Origin of the sequence: Falsirhodobacter halotolerans (assembly GCF_022899245.1) — a bacterium.
Taxonomy (GTDB): Bacteria; Pseudomonadota; Alphaproteobacteria; order Rhodobacterales; family Rhodobacteraceae; genus Falsirhodobacter; species Falsirhodobacter halotolerans.
The window spans coordinates 206,664-220,970 of sequence record NZ_JALJAZ010000001.1 but is presented as its reverse complement, the minus strand read 5'-3'; the positions used below and the strand labels follow the sequence as shown (position 1 = coordinate 220,970).

General features: G+C 64.1%; 16 protein-coding genes. 1 reads left to right on the top strand and 15 read right to left on the bottom strand.

All coding sequences use genetic code 11. The annotated features are described in order from the left end of the window. Positions 1–47 precede the first annotated feature (47 nt). The 6 genes from MU449_RS01095 to MU449_RS01070 are packed head-to-tail and all read right to left on the bottom strand — an operon-like array spanning position 48 to position 9,223. Entirely contained in the window at positions 48–437 is a 390-nt protein-coding gene (locus MU449_RS01095) for a tail fiber assembly protein (RefSeq protein ID WP_244736149.1), read from the bottom strand. After that, positions 434–5,383 carry a phage tail protein gene (locus MU449_RS01090; RefSeq protein ID WP_244736147.1) on the bottom strand — a complete coding sequence of 1,650 codons (4,950 nt, stop codon included), beginning with the start codon at positions 5,381–5,383 and terminating at the stop codon, positions 434–436. The genes MU449_RS01095 and MU449_RS01090 overlap by 4 nt, the downstream gene beginning before the upstream one ends. Then, positions 5,383–5,811 carry a DUF6950 family protein gene (locus tag MU449_RS01085; RefSeq protein WP_244736146.1) on the bottom strand — a complete coding sequence of 143 codons (429 nt, stop codon included), beginning with the start codon at positions 5,809–5,811 and terminating at the stop codon, positions 5,383–5,385. The genes MU449_RS01090 and MU449_RS01085 overlap by 1 nt, the downstream gene beginning before the upstream one ends. Continuing rightward, positions 5,811–6,452 carry a hypothetical protein gene (locus tag MU449_RS01080; RefSeq protein WP_244736145.1) on the bottom strand — a complete coding sequence of 214 codons (642 nt, stop codon included), beginning with the start codon at positions 6,450–6,452 and terminating at the stop codon, positions 5,811–5,813. Before MU449_RS01080 ends, MU449_RS01085 begins: the two co-directional genes overlap by 1 nt. After that, positions 6,449–7,039 (bottom strand): hypothetical protein, encoded by a 591-nt coding sequence (locus MU449_RS01075; RefSeq protein ID WP_244736144.1) that lies wholly within the window; start codon positions 7,037–7,039, stop codon positions 6,449–6,451. Before MU449_RS01075 ends, MU449_RS01080 begins: the two co-directional genes overlap by 4 nt. 3 nt (positions 7,040–7,042) lie before the next feature. Beyond that, entirely contained in the window at positions 7,043–9,223 is a 2,181-nt protein-coding gene (locus MU449_RS01070) for a phage tail tape measure protein (protein ID WP_244736143.1), read from the bottom strand. Between the two features lie 131 nt (positions 9,224–9,354). On the opposite strand from MU449_RS01070, the gene MU449_RS01065 reads away from it, so the two are divergent. After that, entirely contained in the window at positions 9,355–9,684 is a 330-nt protein-coding gene (locus MU449_RS01065) for a DUF2511 domain-containing protein (RefSeq protein ID WP_244736142.1), read from the top strand. Here MU449_RS01065 and MU449_RS01060 read toward each other — a convergent pair. The 9 genes from MU449_RS01060 to MU449_RS01020 form a co-directional block, all read right to left on the bottom strand. Next, complete coding sequence (locus tag MU449_RS01060) at positions 9,656–9,931, bottom strand: hypothetical protein (RefSeq protein WP_244736141.1); 276 nt, start codon at positions 9,929–9,931, stop codon at positions 9,656–9,658. The genes MU449_RS01065 and MU449_RS01060 overlap by 29 nt on opposite strands. 14 nt (positions 9,932–9,945) lie before the next feature. Next, positions 9,946–10,308, bottom strand: a complete 363-nt coding sequence (locus MU449_RS01055; protein WP_244736140.1) for a hypothetical protein — start codon at positions 10,306–10,308, stop codon at positions 9,946–9,948. Next, positions 10,305–10,766 carry a phage tail tube protein gene (locus MU449_RS01050; RefSeq protein ID WP_244736138.1) on the bottom strand — a complete coding sequence of 154 codons (462 nt, stop codon included), beginning with the start codon at positions 10,764–10,766 and terminating at the stop codon, positions 10,305–10,307. The genes MU449_RS01055 and MU449_RS01050 overlap by 4 nt, the downstream gene beginning before the upstream one ends. Further along, on the bottom strand, positions 10,759–11,115 hold the full coding sequence (locus tag MU449_RS01045) for a hypothetical protein (RefSeq protein WP_244736137.1): 357 nt from the start codon (positions 11,113–11,115) through the stop codon (positions 10,759–10,761). Before MU449_RS01045 ends, MU449_RS01050 begins: the two co-directional genes overlap by 8 nt. Before the next feature lie 16 nt (positions 11,116–11,131). Beyond that, positions 11,132–11,701: an HK97-gp10 family putative phage morphogenesis protein gene (locus tag MU449_RS01040; protein ID WP_244736135.1), complete on the bottom strand. Its 570-nt coding sequence runs from the start codon at positions 11,699–11,701 to the stop codon at positions 11,132–11,134. Continuing rightward, positions 11,698–12,030: a phage head closure protein gene (locus MU449_RS01035; RefSeq protein WP_244736134.1), complete on the bottom strand. Its 333-nt coding sequence runs from the start codon at positions 12,028–12,030 to the stop codon at positions 11,698–11,700. The genes MU449_RS01040 and MU449_RS01035 overlap by 4 nt, the downstream gene beginning before the upstream one ends. Before the next feature lie 30 nt (positions 12,031–12,060). Next, a complete protein-coding gene (locus tag MU449_RS01030) occupies positions 12,061–12,411 on the bottom strand; it encodes a head-tail connector protein (protein ID WP_244736132.1) in 351 nt (116 codons plus the stop codon). After that, complete coding sequence (locus MU449_RS01025) at positions 12,408–12,944, bottom strand: hypothetical protein (RefSeq protein ID WP_244736131.1); 537 nt, start codon at positions 12,942–12,944, stop codon at positions 12,408–12,410. Before MU449_RS01025 ends, MU449_RS01030 begins: the two co-directional genes overlap by 4 nt. A 61-nt stretch (positions 12,945–13,005) precedes the next feature. Next, on the bottom strand, positions 13,006–14,304 hold the full coding sequence (locus MU449_RS01020; RefSeq protein ID WP_244736130.1) for a phage major capsid protein: 1,299 nt from the start codon (positions 14,302–14,304) through the stop codon (positions 13,006–13,008). Positions 14,305–14,307 lie beyond the last annotated feature (3 nt).

The following is a 14,307-nucleotide window of genomic DNA, read 5'->3' as shown; positions in this document are numbered from 1 at the left end:
TCCTTTCGTGGTGATGCGGGGGGCGAACCATTCCGCCCCCCGCGATGTCAATTTCCGGTCGGAGGCTCCGGCCACACGACCGCGCCGGGAAACCCCGGCTGATCCGACACATCCCGAAGCGCCTGCCGGTAGATGCGCCACCGCGCCCGCGTGGCGTCCGGAACATCGGAAAGCTGTGTCCAGTCCGTTGCGGCGAGGCGGCGATCGCGATCGTTTCGCACACGCAGCGTCAGGGCCACCTGATCCTCTGGATTGGGCGGTCCCGTTCGGGCGCAGACCTTGCCACCCCGCACCTCATGATGGGCATCCGAAATTGGCCCATCCGTCTCGATCAGGGCTTGGCCCGGCTCAAGATACTGGATGGACAGATCGCAAGCCGGGCACTGCCCGGTCGCAACGATCTGTCCATCCTCGTCGTGGATGACAAACCAGCTCATTTCTTCACCTGACTAAGACCGAGATACGTGTTCGCTATGAACGCGTTGGAGAAGCCGTTCACCTGACTGCGGAATGAATAGACATCCGTGCCCGGGGACACGTCCGTGTCCACATAGTTGAATGAGGCCAGGCCGAACTGATTGGTATCTGCCGAAAGCACGAAATAGACGCGCCGCAGCAGCGAGCCGTTCTTGTAGAGGTTGATGTAGGCCGACCCTTGGATGCTGGCCCCCGCAGCCCGGACGAACGAATAGCTGAAGTTCAGCGTGATCGAGACCGGATAGCCCTCATTCCGCATCGTGGCGTTCAGAACCGTCGTTTCATTATTGCTGGAATCCACCCCTGTATTCTGTTCCCGGAATGCCGCAACCGGGACGGTGACAGCGTTGCCTGCAATGTTGAGCGTCTGCACCGCCAGATTGCCGATGGCCCCGTTCTGCGCCGTGACCGAGTTGGCGGCCATGGCATCCGCCGTGACCGACCGGGCCGCGATGGCCCGCGCGGTGACCGAGTTTGCCGCAAGGGCATTCGCCGTCACCGACCCCGCTGCCAGATGGCTGGCGAGGATGGCCGAGGCCGCGATCGCGTTGGCGGTGATCGCCCCCGCCATGACCTTGGCCGCCGTGATGGCTCCATCCACGATCAGCTCGCCGCTGTTGCGCAGACGCATTTCGAAGCCCGCCAGATAGGCCCGTCCCGCCGTAGCGTCATTGCCAAGGGTGATGTTCAGGGCGTTGACCCCGTCCGGCACCCTGAAGACCGCGCTCCGTTCCGCCCAGTTGGACGTGGTGAAGTGCGGCAGATCCCCGGCGGCGTAGGAGATGGACGCGAGGAAGCCCCCGCTCTGATCCCCGATGCGCAGTTTGGAGTTGGCGGATTGTCCATCCCACGAGGAATCACGCGCCCCGTAGAAGCGGATGAAATACTCCGCCCCCGGCGTCACCGGAAACGAGGGCATCTCATAGGCAACGCCCGACCATTCTCCGGCGATCATAAGCGCCGCTTGACCCCGATAGCCGGTCTGGCCCGACGCGCTGGACCAATCGCCGCGCCCGCCATTCGCCCCCGAGGTGGGGAGGAAGGGACTGGTGGCCAGCGCATCGGCCCCGTCGAACAGGTTCTCCAGGTTGGAGACGGCCAGCTTCGACGTGGCGATGGCCTTGGCAGCGATCTGTTCCGCCCCCACGGCCCCGGCAGCGATCTTGGCTGCCGTGATCGCGTTGGCGGCGATCGCCCCCGCCGTGACCGAGTTCGCCGCGAGGGCATTCGCGCTGACGCTGTTCGCGGCCAAGGCCCGCGTGGTGACCGCGTCGGTGGCGATCTTCTCGGCCACCACCGCGCCCGCCGCCAGAAGCGCCGTGCTGATCGAGGCCGACTGGATCTCGCGCGCCGTGATGGCGTTGGCCGCGATCTTGTCCCCGGTGATGGCCGAGGCGGTGATCTTGGCCGTGGTGACCGCCAGAGCGTCCAGCTTGGCCGTGGTGATGGCCCCACTGGCGATCTCGGCCGAGGTGATCGTGCCTGCCGCGATGGCCGCTGCCGTGACGGCATTGGCCATGAGCTTCGCAGCCGTGATCGCCCCGTCCACGATCAGTTCGCCTTGGGTTTTCCACCGCACGGTGACGCTGTCGAGATAACCGTAGTATCGCTGCGCATCATTGGAGATCCGCTGCACCGTCACATAGAACGCTGCCGCCCCCGGAGGGGCCATCACGCTGCCGGTAAAGACCACCGGCGAGGTGGATTGCGTCGTCTGGGTGAAGAGGTGATTGGCTTCCAGCTGGTTGCCGCTCCCATCCTCGAAGACCAGACGCATGCGCACGGTCATCAGCCGATCGCTGCTGCCGCTGGCCCGCGCCCGGAGCGAGCCGAACACCTCGTCCCCCGGCGCGACCGGGATCCGCTTTGTCCAGGTGTTCAGCCCCCCGTCCATCGTGTCGATCCGCAGAGCGAACTCGGACGGCACGTTGGAGGGGGACGGCAGGACCGACACCCCGCTGGCGAGGTTCCACCCGTCCGACGATCCCCCGGCGAAGATGCCGTTGGTCACCAGATTGGTGAAGTCGGTGATCACCAGCTTGGAGGCCGTGACGGCATTTGCCGCCAAGGCATCGGTGCTGATAGCCCCGGCCCGAATGTGCCCCGCCTCGATCGCATTGGCGGCAATCGCCCCCGCCGTGACCGAGTTCGCGGCCAAGGCCAAGGCCGTGACGCTGGCCGCCGCCAGCTTGCCCGCCGTGACCGCCCAAGCGGCCAACGTGTCGGTCACCACCGATCCGGCGGCGAGGATGGCCGTGCTGACCGATCCCGCCGCCATCTTCCCCGTGCTGATCGCCCGGTCGGTGATCTGGGTGCCGGTGATTTGGCCCGTCAGCTTGGCCGCCGCGACGGCCGCAATCTGATCGTTGCCGAGTTGCCCCGACACATCCGCCGCCGGAACGCTGGCCGTCCAGCCGCTGCCGGTGTTGCGGTAGAGCTTGCCGCCCTCCGTGGTCAGCGACACTACCCGCCCGAGGACGTGGGGCGTCCCCGGCAGGGAGGTGACCCGCTCGATCGGACGCAGCCCGTCCGCGAACTTCGACAGCGACAGGGCCGCATCCGCGATCTTGTCACCCGTGACCGCGCCCTTCGCTAGTTTCCCCGCCTCGATCGCCGCATCCGCGATCTTGCCCGTGGACACCGCCCGATCGGCAATCTGCACCGATCCGATCTGACCCGTCAGCTTCGCCGCCGCGACGGCGGCGATCTGATCGTTGGTCAGCTGGCCAGTGACGTTCACCGCCGGGACATCGGCGCTGTAGCGGGTGCCGTCCCACGAGTAGAGCCGCCCCTTGAAGGTGATCGTGGTGGCGGTGCGGATCGTGGGAAGGGTGTCGCCCTCCACGTTCTCGATCAGCGCCAGCCCCTGGGCGATCTTGGTGGCGTCGATCGCCCCGTCCGGTATCCCCGCGAAGATGTCCTCTACCCACGCTGTGCCGTCCCACCGATACAGCCGCTTTTCCGGCATCTTCAGAACGATCTGATCGGCCCTTGGCTTGGCCGGGAACTCCGTGACCGTCTCGATCCCCGCCTTGGTGGCGAGATCTGTGAACTCATCCCAGACCTGCTGGCCGATATCGTCCTCACCGAGACCGATCTTGGGAACCTCAAACGTCGTCCAGGCAGTCCACGCGGCGGGCCGGACACGAATGATCGCACGGGCGCGGATTTGCATACGCGCACCGGGGATCAACCCCTTGTCGATGACCAGTTGACCAGCTCCCACCGCTTGCGTCGTATCCTGTGCTGCGATCGTCGTGTCGCCCGCCACCCGCATCTGCCACTCTATGCCTTCGGCCGGCAGCGGATCCCACGTGATCCGAACAGCCGGGCGGCGATCGCGGTCCTGGTTGTCCCTGATTGCGAACACCTCGACCGACCACCCCGGCAATGCCAGCGGTGCCAGCGGCGTCGTCACCACCGGCTGGACCGGCAAAGGTGCGACGGTGGGTGGCGTGAAGTCCGAAGAATCAACCTCCCGCACATGCGCGCGCTGCGTCATCGAGACAGGGTCACGATGAACCGCCACGACCTCGACCAGTTTGCCGACATAGCCGTCATATGGCAGGTGCAACGAGAGCGTATCCAGAACCTCGACCGGCGCATAATCCGGCGGCAGCGACAGTTCGTGCGACCTCTGACGGCGATTGTCGTGCAGCGCCATCGTGATCAGCTGCTGCACCTGTTCGCTGTCGGTCACCGCGTTATAGGTCAGATGCACGACATTGCGCCCTCCGTCACGGGCCGCATAGCCATCATCCAGCAGCAGAGGGGTGGTTTTACCTTCCCACCGCTCCCCCGGCTCGCTGTATTGGGCGGTGACGCCGTTGTAGATTTCACGGGGGCCGGAATGGGGTGTGAACACCTGATCCTCGGTCACGATGGTATCACGGTCCGTGATCGTCGCGACGGGCAGGCCCGGCCCGCCGATCCGGACACGCCAGGTGCCACCGCTTTCGGCGATCTGTCCGGCGCATCCCTGCAACAGATGCTCGACGATCTCATAGGGCGCATCGCCGTCATAATCCTCCGGCCCGATATTGACCTCAAGGCCGCCGCGCCATCCCTGCGTCTGCGCCTCGCTGATCGCCGGGGCCCAACTGGACAATGGAAGATCGGATGCAGGAACCCCGCCGCCATAAATTGAACCGTCCGGTAGGGTGATGCCCCGCATCACGTTGTAGGCGAGCAGCGGGAGGTTGTCCGACCAAGCTCTCTGTCCAGTTCGCGGATCCAGCAGTGGCAGGCCATCGACCTCGAACAGCAGATCGGGCACGCCGGGATAGAGTTCCTGGTCCCGCCGCAGCTCAATTATGGCGTAAGCAACACCTCGCAACGCCATATCCGACCGCCAAGGACGATCAGGGTGATTTCCATAGGCCCAGATCAGGAAGTTATCCGCCTCCGTCTGCGTGCCGTCGTGAAACCGGATACGCAGCTTGCCCGCATATTTTCCGGTGGGCTCGTGAAACACGCCGGGATCGGTCCAAGCCGGAAACGTCTCGGGCATTTCGATACGGTCATTGCCGATCCAGATGGCGCGCAGCTTATGGACAGGCGCATCCGACAGATCGCGCACGATCGTCAGCCAGTCGTTGCCGGTGGCGCGGGAATACTCCGGGCATGTCCGATGACCGACCACGGCGCGGCGCCCCAGAATGATCGTCTGTGGCGTCCCGTCACCGGACGTGGGTGCGTCCAGCGAGATTGCCCCCGGCCCTGACTTCTTCTGCTTCGGAGCCATGGCACGGCCGACCAGCGACAGGCCAAGGCCGATGCCTATATTGGCGACCGCACCAGCTACGACACCGCCAGCGGCAAACCAGCCCACGACCGGCGCCAGAAAACCGGCATGCGCAGGCAACGCGCAGACGAGCGCGGCAATCAGAACGGCAAGAAATGTCATCAGCGCCCCCTCGACCCCACGGCGTAGACGCCACGGGCCTTCTCCAATGGCACGACCTGCCATCCATCATGCTCGGTCAGCACATAAATCCCGGAATCGCCCTGCACGACACCGAGACCGATGCCATCGTGAGTGTCGATCGTCGCGATATCGCCTGGCATCGCCAGCCAGATCGACGGCAACTTCCCAAAGGTGCGGTAGACGAAATCGACGTGGCTCTTGCGCCCAGTGATCTCACGCAGCAGCGAGAGCCCCGCATCTCGGGTGTCATAGTCTCGCACCCCGCTGATATGGTCTTGCCCCGTGCACGCGTGTGCCGCGCCCATCGCAAAGATCCAGCAATCGGCGGTGCCATAGGCGAAGGGAACGTCGCGCCATTCCGTCAGGTAATCCACCAGGCGGGCGCGCCAATCCGAAAGGCGATCCATCAGAATATCCCCAGAAACTTCTTGCGCTTCTTCGGCGCTTGCTGCGTTTCGCCCCACTGCACGGTCGCGTCATGGACATTGGAATACCGTCGCCCCTGATCCCCGTTCCGAAGCCCCTGCGTCGCCGCGGCTTTCGTGAGGGGCGGCATGACGGTCAGCCGCCAGGCATCGGATATCAGGGTCAGATCAACGGTGCAGAGCGCTACACCGTCATCGGTGATCGCAGCGGTCGTGAACGGAGCGGCCTCTACCACCCCGCGCCATACCCTCTCGGGGGCTGCCAGAAGGTTTTTGTCCGCATTGAACTCTGCCCGCCAGATCGTGACGGGTGCATTGTAGGTGTCGTATATACGCAAAGCTGTCTCGGTGGAGGCTGCCGTTCCCGCCAAAGTTAGGGTTTTGCGCCGGACCCGAATACCGGCTTCGTCGTGCAAGGCGGAAAGGTCCGCAATGCACCCACCATTGAACCGACGCACCACGTTGTCCACGGTGAATGACCGCTGGCCGCTGCCGGTCCACAGCCCGACCGTCTCGATGGAATTGTCCTCACGGTTGCGCGCAGCGATCCAGACCAGGTGCTCGGCATGGACGCTGCTGCGCTGGTTGCGGTGGGCCGTCAGGGCCGGGGACGTGGGTCTCATGGATGCACCTGCTGAATGGTGAACGAGGCAGCCCCCGCAATCGCCGCCTCAAAGGTCGCGGGCTGGATGTTCTCGACCACGGCGAGCATTTCGGGCTGTCGGAGTTCGACTGTGGCCCCGGCAGGAGTGCCGAAACGCAAATGCGGGATGATCGCGATCGTCGCCCGGCCCTGGGCGTTTGCGGGACCTGCCGTCACGACGCTGTAAAGCGCCTGATTGATCGACAGGTAATCCCCCGGTCGCAGCGCAGAACCCTGCGCCAAGCCCGCAACCGTCAGGGTACGGTTGTCACTGGCAACTGCCTGAAGCGTCACACCCGTGCGGTTGGGGCCCACATAGGTGGGGTCATTGATCAGGACCTGCATTCCTGGCTGCTGCGCCAGCGCCAGCAAGGTGCGCCGCTCCCGTCCGCTGCCGTAATGATGCGGGGCCAGCATCACCGAGGCGCGCCAGAGATCCTCACCGAACCTGCGGGCAGAAATAACCTGCCCGCCCGCCGTCCGGCTGGTCACCTTCAGGGCGGGCGGAAACAGGTCGAGGCTGCGAACGCGCAGGCGGTCCCAGAATTGATCACGGGTCAGTATCATATGTCAGCCCCTCGGGCGCTGTAACGACGCCTGAACACGCTGTGTGAACTGCGCCTGATCGCGGGCCATCTCACTCTTGAGCCGAGAGATGTCTTCCTTGGTCGCGGTGCCACCCAGATGGTAGGACGGTGCGTAGGTGATGGGCTGTCCGTTCATTCTGTCCGCCATCCGTTTCGAGACATCATGCGGAATGATCTGGGTGCCGTTGGGCAGGTTCATCAGTTCGCCTCCACGCTCGTTCACCCAGGTCAGCCCCCCACGCCAGTTGTTCGTACCATTGGCGTTGGCGCCGATGCCCCCGAAGAAACCGCCGATCGCCTGACCCCAGCTGCTTTTGCCAAGGCCGCCCCACAGGCTTGAAAATGCGCTGTCCAGCAACCGGTCGGACAGGCGCTGCAAGATGACGCCCACCGTCTCCGCCATTGTCTGGGTGCCGGTGATCAGCCCTCGGAAGGCGGAGGATGCGGTGCTTTCCATGCTGGCAAAGCCGTTGCCGATCTGCGCCGCATTGCCGACCATACCGTCCGTCGCCACTTGCATGGCCCCGACCGCATTCCCTGCCTCGTCCGTCACACCAAGGCCAAGGCCCTGCATGATGTTCTGCCCGATCTCGCGAAACACGCGGGACGGGGAATGGATGCCCAACCGCTCCTTCACGCTGTCCACCATGCCGGACGCAAATCCGGTGACGCTTTCCCGAACACCCTCCCACCTCTCGCGCAACCCTGCCAGCAGACCATCAAGAATGTTGCGCCCTACCTCGGCCATCATGCCGGGCAGCGCCGAGAACAGATCGACGATGTTCTGCGGCAGGTCGCGGAAGAACCCGAGAACCGCCGCCGGGGTGGTGGCGAAAGACTCCGCCATCAAGCTCGGCACATGCCGGATGAAATCCGGGATGGACGTGAAGATGTCCACGATCGTTTGCCGCAGGGCCAGCAGAACGGAGCTGATCCGTTCCGGCAGAATGCCCAGGATCGCCTCACTGACATTGCGTCCGAACTCGAACACGGCAGCGCCGGCCTTTTCGATCTCGGGCCAGAATGCAACGATGGCGGCGGTGATTCCGCTGATGGCGAGAATGGCCCCGGCGATCGGCACCCCAATGGCCGCGATGGCCGACGCCATAAGACCGAGGGCGATGATCACCGGCCCAAGCACAGCCGCCAATCCGCCGATGACCACGCCATATTTGACGACGTTCGGGCTGGTGTTCGACAGGTTCTGGACGAACTCGGTCAGACGCTTTGTCAGGCCGGTGATCATCGCCAAAAGACCACTATCGGCGATGGCCAGCTGCAGACCTTCGAACGCGGATTGCAGCGCTTTAATCTGGCCGTTCAGGTTGTCCATCTGCAGGTCGGCAATCCGCGCCGCGGTGCCGCCGCTTTCGCGCAGTTCCCCGGTCAGATCACGCAACGCCCCGCTGCCTTGGGCGACCAGTGCCGCCATGCCCGGTCCGGCTTCCTGCCCGAAGATCGACAGCATCAGGGCGGCATCATCCGCATGCGGCTCCAGCTGCTCGATGATATCCACCAGCGGAAGTAAACGGCCTGTGGCGTCGGTAAAGCTGAGACCCGCCTCATCCATCTGCCGTTTGACCGCCGATGTGGGCTGCAGCATCTTCGACAAGGATCCCCGCAAGGCGGTGCCCGCGCGTTCGCCCTGGATACCGGCATTGCCCAACAGCCCGATGGCGGCAGAGACTTCTTCGAACTCCGCGCCCGCCGTCGAGGCGATCGGCCCGACATAGGACATCGCATCCCCCAGCTGCTGCATGCTGGTGTTCGTGCTGGTGAAGGTCTTGGCCAGAACGTCATTGACGTGACTCAGCTCGCCCACGTCCTTCCCGAACCCCGACAGAATGTTCGACGCCGTATCCGCAGCACTCGCCAGATCCATCTGCGCCGCCGCCGCAAGCTGCAGCGTTCCCGGCATGGCCGTCAGGATCTGATCCACGTCGAACCCGGCCATCGCCAGAAACGACATGCCATCCGCCGCCTGCGACGCGCTGAACTGCGTCGTGCGGCCAAGCTCCTTTGCCTGATCGGACAAGCGGTTGAGCTGATCCGCCGTCGCTCCGGACACGGCCCCGACGCGGCTCATGGATTGCTCGAACTGCGCCGCCGTGCGAACGGTCAGGGCACCGAACCCCACGACGGGCGCAGTGACCGCAACCGACATTTGCCGCCCAACCCGCCGCATGCTCGCTCCGGCGCTGGCCAGCGAAGCCTGCGCGCGCTCCATACCTTGTTGAAACGCAGCCGTATCAAGGCCAAGAATGGCCCGAAGATCACCAATAACGATGGCCATAAATGAAAACCTTCTTCTACGTCACGGGCATCGGTCTCGTATTCATCCTTGTGATCGCCTTGCTGGCATCGCCTGGCGACCAGAATACAGTGGGAGCCGCAGAGTATGGGGCTGATTGGCCACTTACCGTTGACAGCGGCGTATTGGCCTGCCGGAAATCAGCTGCAACCATTCGCGCGAGTGGCACGACCTATGCGTTGAATGGCACGGCCCGGCAGGCTGGGCACACGTCTATTGAGCCCATCTGGAAAACTGACCAAGTGATAGCGGGGCAAGAACTCAAGAAGAGCCTTGGGCCCCTTATCAAGGCTGCGAACGCCCTTTGCGATTGAACGCCCGATCGACACGGTCCCAGGCCGCATTGAACGCCGCAGCTCGCGTCGCCGGATCGACCTTCTGCCCCATGAACTTCTCCAGCGGGACGGGCTTTTTCAGATGGGGCAGCATCGCACCCCACCATGTCAGTTCCCGGTCGCGCCGTAGACGCGCCTCTGCGCCATCCATCTCAAGCTTCAACAGGCGCGGCGTCACGCCCCAGAACCGTGCCGCATCCAGCCCGAGCGCGACATAGGCGGTCAACAGATCCCCAAGGTTCAGGCCCGTTTCGCCCTGGGGGGCTTTTCGTTTCCCACCGAGTCCGGGAACGCCGCCGTCATCACATGGGAAAACACATTGCGATCCGCCGTCATGAGGTCGTCGGCAAGGTCCGCCGCCTCGTCAGCAGGTAGAGCCTCGCCCTTTTCCAACGCGACGGCCACGACGTCCAGCATGATGCCGAACGGGGGAATGGGCGCAGGTCCCATGTCGCCCTCCTTCTTGGCATACTTGCCCGACAGCAGCCCGCCCAGATCGTCGCCGTGCCGACCTTGCAGCTTGGCAATCCCGCCAAGGGTCAGGCGAAGGCGATAGGTTTTCTCACCGAAAGCGTGGTGATACGCGCCGGTCACGTCGCTCATGCGGGCACCCGGCTGTTTGCGACGCGGTCGAAGACTTTCATCGCCAAGCTAGCCATGCGCTTGTCACCCACACTGCCCGAGGGCGTGAACGAGTTGACGTAACCGCGATAGGTCCGACGCATCCCGCCCACGTTCATCTCGATCAGGACGTAGGCCGGCTCGCCCGCCTCGGTCAGTTCCGCCAGATCGTCCAGCAGAACCTGGCTCGGATGCTCCGGCCAGAACTGGATGTCCTGCGAGAAATCCGCCACCGCCATCAGGCCGGGCCGCGTTTCGCGGGACCGCCCCGGCGATTGCATATGCGTGACATCGACATCTTCGGGGGTCTTTTCCGGCATCCCCAATTCTTCGACGCCAAGGATCTGCGTCCAAGCCGTGGGGGTTTGACCATCCCCGAACGGACCGATCCACAACTCGTCCTGATAGCCGATATCGGCCTGGGATTCGATTTCAAGCATGTGAGGTTCTCCAATGGATGATGAAGTCCGCGCTGGCGCGATAGATGGACTCGCCAGCATTCGCACCAGCCTCGCGGGTCTGGCGCATTCCGTCTGCGAAGATGCCCCGGAAGACACCGCCGCGATAACCGTCGAGGGCCGCACGAACGCGCCCCGCAACCCCTCGCGCATCGGCCCAGGTCGGGCCATAGCAATCGATCTGCACGCGCGACGTGTTCAGCCCATCCGGCCCCTGCATCGTGTGCCCGCTGACCCAGCTGATAAGGTGCAGGACGATGTGGATTTCATGCTGATCCGTGGCCGCTTCGCCCCAATTCACCGCGATCGGCGGCAGCGCGAATGCGGCCATGACCATGCGCCTCAGTTCAACTTCCACCGGCTCTGGCCCTCCGTCGTGCTGTGCGCGTGGCGTTCTTCTCGATTTCTGTCCAGATCAGACGGGCAACGCGCGCAATTGTCGCCTGCGCCTCCTCGTCAAAGGCGGGGCGCAGGAACGGATCGGGCGCGGTGCCAGGATGCTGCGTTCCCGTAAAGCGCCCCTTATTGGGATGGGGCCTGGTACCGAACTCGACAAAGTGGGCGTAGAACAATGCCTGCACCGGGCCGAGGTAGAGCATTGCGGGTGGGTTGAGGGCGCGGAACGTCCGCCGCGCCGTCCGCAGCGCGGCCACCGCCGCCGCCTTGTCGCCCCCCGTTTCCCGCATGGTGGCCGCATAGGCGGCGCGTCCGACCTCTCCCTTGGCCCGCACGCTGATCTTGATACCGCTCGACAGGTTTCCCGTGGGGCCGATGGGCGCGTATTGCTCGGCCTTGACCCGCATCGGCTCCGCCGCCTTTTGCAGCGCCCGGCGCGTCACGGCGATCTGCGTACTGCGCCGTCCGATCTGCTGCAACGCGTGCATCAGCGCCTTGTCGCCGTCGATGCGGAACGTCATGGCGACAGCCGATGCGCGGTGATCTCCAGCCGCTCCCGGCGTCCGATCTCCTTGATCCCGCTGATGCCATAGGTGACACCTTCGCATTTCAGGCGATCCGCCGCGGTGATCGCGGAGGTGAACGCTGACCAACGCACCTGAAATCGATCGGTGTTGTCCCGCGCCACCGCGTCCGCGCGAAACCGCTCCCCATCGCTGACCGGCGACTTCTGCGCCCATACCGGGAACCCGTGCGGGCGGAAGTCCGAAACACGGGACTGGTGCCCGTCATCGATCATCGTTCCGCGAAAAAACTGGACACGGCGGTCCATAGCTGCGGTTCTGTTCATCTCACTTGCCTCCCATCATGGCGGAATGGCCTATTCGTCCGACAAGGACCGGAACACGCGATAGCCCGCCAGAATGCTCTGCACGGCGGCGGGCGGCGTTGCATTGAATCCGACATTTGCCCCGCCGGTCCGCTCATCATCATACATGCGGCCCACCAGCATCAGGACCGCAACGGTGATCGAAGCATCGGCCACCAGCTGGTACGGGTCGTGAGATGGTGAACCGGCTGGAGGAAGGTCGGACGCCCGCGCATAGACACGGCGACCGATCCAATGTTCGATCTGCGCCTGCGCCGCCTCGGCATACGCGAAAAGAACCATGTCTTCGGCGTCGTGGTCTATGCGACAGTGCGTCTTCAGCAGGCTCAGATCGACGATCACTTCTTCGCCTTCGCAGCGGCGGCCGCATCGACCACGACCTTGTCATGGGCCTCGCGATCCGTTGCGAGCTTCGACTCGGCATCTTGCAGCGCCTTTTCGCGGGCGTCGATATCAGTGCCGAGATCGGTCAGCACCTTGTCCCGCCCGCCAAGTTCCTCTGCCCATGCGGTCAGGCGCTGGCCTTCGGCAGTCTGATTGGCCAAGAGGGTATCGAGTTCGGCTTGCCGGTCATTCAGCGCCGCCTCGCGGGCATCCAGCCCTTCGGCCTGTTTGCCAAGGCGTTCGACTTCCGCCGCAAGATGCTCCGCATCCAGCACCTGTTCGGGATCCTGCGCGATCTCCGAAATCGTGGCACCGATCGGAAGCGCGAACATCTTCGGCAGATCTTCCTTGGCAACTTTGCCATTGATCCAGTTGCCCGTCTTAAGCAGCCTCTTCGCCAGATCGCTGTCCACCTCCACCGGCTGGTAGGCTTGGATGGTCCCATAGACGCCCGTGGACTGGCGCATGGGGGTGATGGTCACTTTCGACATCTGATCTCTCCTGTGTCGAACCATGGGAAACGGCGGGCGCGATCACGCGCCCACCGGGGAATCAGGCGACGGCGAACGAGCCGTGAACCAGCGCGGCGCGGCGCTTGATGGCCAGCGCCAGCCGCTTTTCGGCCCGCACCGTCAGCATGTTCTTGACGAAGTTGTCGCGGTCTTCGCTGGAGATCGCGATTTCCGTGTCCATGCGGTCATAGATCGTGGCCGCCACGCGGAACGCCCCGGTCAGGAAGTCGCCCTGCGCGATCTGCGGCGTGGCGACGATCGGGCGGCTCCACAGAACCGGACCGGCCAGACCAAGGGGATTGGCGAAGATGTAGCGGCCTTCGTTGTCCTTGGTCGTTTCGATCAGCGCCCATTCGATCTCGTTCAGCACCATGCCATCCGCCGGATAACCGGCAAGGCTGGCCTCCAGCATGGCAAAGCGCAGGCGGTCGATCCGGGTGGAGCCTTCCGGCTCATAGGCCGCGCTGTAAGCCGTGGCGTTGGTGATCAGCCCCGGCAGGTTCTGCCCTTCGCCGTCCCCCGACAGGATCTGGTTTTCTTCGGTCAGGTCGAGGCCGTAGACCAGCTCGTTGTCGATCTCGCCCTGAAGCTGCGGGATATCGTCCATCGCCTGGCGCGACACCGGGATCCAGTGCGCCAGCGTGACGACCTTTGCATCCGCTTCTTCGTATTCGAGGTTCGACATCGGCTTGATGGTCGTCTCTTCGACCGGGGCCGCTTTCAGATCCCGCGTTTTCAGGCGCGCATATTGGATCAGGTCGGTGTCGGTGGTGTTGCGCGACAGCAGATCGCGGACGAAGAACTGGCGGCGCGGCAGGCCGACGATTTCGGTCTCGCGCTGCGGCACCTTCAGCGCGCCGGCCGAGGCCGAACCGGTGGTGATCGCGTTGCTGACGGTGAAGGTCAGGCTGCCCTTGGTGAAGCCCTTGACCCCGTCATGCTGCGCGATGGCCATGCCGAGGGTCTGGCGAAGATCGCCGCCGTCGCCCCGCTTGCCACCAAGACGCTGTTCGAGTTCGAGGTGGTTCGCATCCATGCCCTCGATATGCTTTTCCAGCTTGTCGAACGCCGTTTGCAAAACCCCCTGCTGATTCAGCAGCTGATCGACCGAGGTTTTCGTCTCCGCCGTTAGGGCACCTGCCTTCTGCGCTTCCTTCAGTGCATTCTCGGCGGTCTTGTTCGTCTCGCCGGTGACGCGATCCAGCTGCGCTTTCACGTCTTTCATCAGCTGCGCGACATCGCCACCACCGGCATCGGCCCGAACCGAACCGATCACGGCCACGGGTTGCGCAGCCATAAGCGCCGCCAGGCTTGCCAGCGGCATCAGGGATTTCTTCATGTC

Coding starts and splice junctions, on each gene's coding strand:
- MU449_RS01085 (WP_244736146.1), bottom strand. CDS start 5,811: ATGGATCGCCTTTCGGATTGGCGCGCCCGCCTGGTGGATTACCTGACG.
- MU449_RS01080 (WP_244736145.1), bottom strand. CDS start 6,452: ATGAGACCCACGTCCCCGGCCCTGACGGCCCACCGCAACCAGCGCAGC.
- MU449_RS01025 (WP_244736131.1), bottom strand. CDS start 12,944: ATGTCGAAAGTGACCATCACCCCCATGCGCCAGTCCACGGGCGTCTAT.
- MU449_RS01045 (WP_244736137.1), bottom strand. CDS start 11,115: ATGGCCGCATTCGCGCTGCCGCCGATCGCGGTGAATTGGGGCGAAGCG.
- MU449_RS01070 (WP_244736143.1), bottom strand. CDS start 9,223: ATGTCGGTTGCGGTCACTGCGCCCGTCGTGGGGTTCGGTGCCCTGACC.
- MU449_RS01050 (WP_244736138.1), bottom strand. CDS start 10,766: ATGCTTGAAATCGAATCCCAGGCCGATATCGGCTATCAGGACGAGTTG.
- MU449_RS01040 (WP_244736135.1), bottom strand. CDS start 11,701: ATGACGTTCCGCATCGACGGCGACAAGGCGCTGATGCACGCGTTGCAG.
- MU449_RS01075 (WP_244736144.1), bottom strand. CDS start 7,039: ATGATACTGACCCGTGATCAATTCTGGGACCGCCTGCGCGTTCGCAGC.
- MU449_RS01035 (WP_244736134.1), bottom strand. CDS start 12,030: ATGAACAGAACCGCAGCTATGGACCGCCGTGTCCAGTTTTTTCGCGGA.
- MU449_RS01090 (WP_244736147.1), bottom strand. CDS start 5,383: ATGACATTTCTTGCCGTTCTGATTGCCGCGCTCGTCTGCGCGTTGCCT.
- MU449_RS01020 (WP_244736130.1), bottom strand. CDS start 14,304: ATGAAGAAATCCCTGATGCCGCTGGCAAGCCTGGCGGCGCTTATGGCT.
- MU449_RS01065 (WP_244736142.1), top strand. CDS start 9,355: ATGAAAACCTTCTTCTACGTCACGGGCATCGGTCTCGTATTCATCCTT.
- MU449_RS01055 (WP_244736140.1), bottom strand. CDS start 10,308: ATGAGCGACGTGACCGGCGCGTATCACCACGCTTTCGGTGAGAAAACC.
- MU449_RS01095 (WP_244736149.1), bottom strand. CDS start 437: ATGAGCTGGTTTGTCATCCACGACGAGGATGGACAGATCGTTGCGACC.